This is a genomic window from Vibrio variabilis (assembly GCF_003263785.1).
In the GTDB taxonomy this organism is placed as follows: domain Bacteria; phylum Pseudomonadota; class Gammaproteobacteria; order Enterobacterales; family Vibrionaceae; genus Vibrio; species Vibrio variabilis.
Genome location: NZ_JYJK01000023.1, coordinates 1 through 2,297, shown reverse-complemented (window position 1 = coordinate 2,297; position 2,297 = coordinate 1). Strand labels below are relative to the sequence as shown.

Annotated in this window: 1 protein-coding gene; it reads right to left on the bottom strand. The window is 43.1% G+C overall.

The genetic code is table 11. The annotated features are described in order from the left end of the window. Positions 1–146 precede the first annotated feature (146 nt). A complete protein-coding gene (gene aspT / locus TZ48_RS03945) occupies positions 147–1,862 on the bottom strand; it encodes an aspartate-alanine antiporter (RefSeq protein ID WP_112478327.1) in 1,716 nt (571 codons plus the stop codon). Between the last annotated feature and the right edge of the window lie 435 nt (positions 1,863–2,297).

Sequence of the window (2,297 nt, the reverse complement as noted above, 5' to 3'; positions counted from 1 at the left end):
GTGAGAAGTCGATGTTAGACATAATAAATTACCTTAAATTTTTTGATTCATTAGCAAACGAATAGGTTCGTTTGACCGAAATTTGTTTGAAAAGGCGGGAGAGAACTTTCCCGCTCATTTCGATTAATGCGTTACATTGGGCTTGATTACATTGGAACATTGGTAGTAATGATGCCAACGATGATTGGTCCCCATAGTGTGAGCAGTACGTTTGCTACTGCGTAAGTCACGGTGAAGGCGAATACTGGAGATGAGTTACCTGCTTTCTCTAGTAGCGCAGCAAATGCTGGGTTTGCGCTTCGACCACCACTTACGGCTGCTAGGCCTTCAATTGGGTTGCGAATTTTCAGTACGTAGTAAGACACAAAGAAACCGATGAACTGAGGAATCAATGTCACACCAAATCCTAGGAATAGAAGTGACAAGCCGTGTTCTTGGATTGTGCTTACTGCTTGTGGACCTGCTTCTAGACCTACGATGCCGACGAAGATAGCCAGACCGAAGTCACGAAGGAAGTTAGATGCACCAACAGGGAACGAAGCCACACTTGGTTTTTTGCTGCGTAGCCAGCCCATCATTAGACCAGAGATCAAACAGCCAGCACCTGAGCCGATAGTCACCGGAATGCCAGCAATCTTGAAGCTGATCATGCCGATAAGAACACCTAGTGCCATACCAAGACCGAACATGACGTAGTCAGTCACAACACTTGAGCCAAGGCGTTTACCAATGTTGCTTTCAACTTTGTTGATGTCTGTTGGTTTACCAGTCAACTGAATGATGTCGTTTTTCTGAACAACAAGGTTTTCAGTCACGTCAATAGAGTTGCCGCCACGGATGTAGTCTGTAACGTAAACACCGCGAAGAGCGTCTGCATTTGACTCTTGTTTAACCTGTTTAAGCGTTTTACCAATAAGCTTTTTGTCTGTTGCAATTAGCTGACGGTTCTCTTCGATAAGAGTGAATTTCTCGTCTAGGTCGACAACTTCTTGGCCTAGGTGTTTCGCGAACTTGTTCACTGCTTTACGACGACCAGTGACAACAATAACGTCACCTTCATTGATAGCTGTGAATTTCTCTAGCTCAATCTCTTTGCCGTCACGTTCGATAACTTCAATCGCAACGTCTACAAGCTTTTCGTTTACTTGAGCGATGGTTTTGCCATATACGCTGCAAGAGTTAGTCACTTGGAATGCACGAGACTCTAGTTGTGAAATCGCGTTAAACTCACCTGGGTTGAGCTCAGGTTTGCCGCCAGACATTTTCTCAGCAAGCTTGATAGCTTCGCCGCGGATGTCCCATTTCATCATGGTTGGGATAATCCATGTCACCATTAGGATTGGACCTAGAGAACCGAAGATGTATGTTACAGCGTAACCTACTGCAACGTTGGTTTGCATGATGTGCTTCGCTTCTTCAGTCACACCAGCTAACTTGCTGATTGCGTCACCAGCGGTACCGATGATTGCTGACTGAGTTAGACCACCCGCTGCAAGACCTGCTGCTGTACCACGGTCAAGGTCGAAGAACCACGCTGCCGCCAGAACACATAGAAGGCCTGAGACCGTCATTACAACAGCCGACATCAAAATGTTGATGGTTCTGAAGTTCAGTGCGCTAAAGAATTGCGGACCGCCTTGGAAACCTACGGCATAAATAAATAGTGCGAAGAAAATACTCTTAACACCTGGGTCGATATGAACACCAAATTGACCAATTAATACGCCCATTAATAGTGTGCCTGCGACACCACCAAGAACAAAGCGACCAATTGTTATTTTACCCACTAAATAACCTAGTGATAGGGTAATGAATAATGCAATAAATGGTGAGCTTTGAATTAAAGTATGAACAAAGTCCATAATATAGCTCCAGTTGAGTTTACATAATTAATTAAGAGTCTTCCGTGAAAGCTGAGTTGCAATCTTTGCTAATCAAGCATCGTTGTTGTCTTGATGTGGTAATAATAAGGTGATTGGTCGGATTTAATAAATCACGTTTGTAGGATGAAGTCATCGTCAGTAGAGTTATAGTGGTTCTTTAATGATTGGTTTTGCCTAAAGTATTGATTTTTAGATGTTAAATTAATCGCCTAGCGGTGGCGCTGATTCTTGAGAGATATAAATTTAATTTAAAAAAGTTAGTAGATGTTGTTTGTGTAGGGAATAAACCGAGTGTATGTGCGCTAGTTGGAATTGAGTTGGTGTTATATTATTAATACGCTAGATATAAAAACGCCTCGCTAAATAGCGAGGCGTTGTCTGTGGGGTCATATTAGCTAGCAATGAACTCTGCAT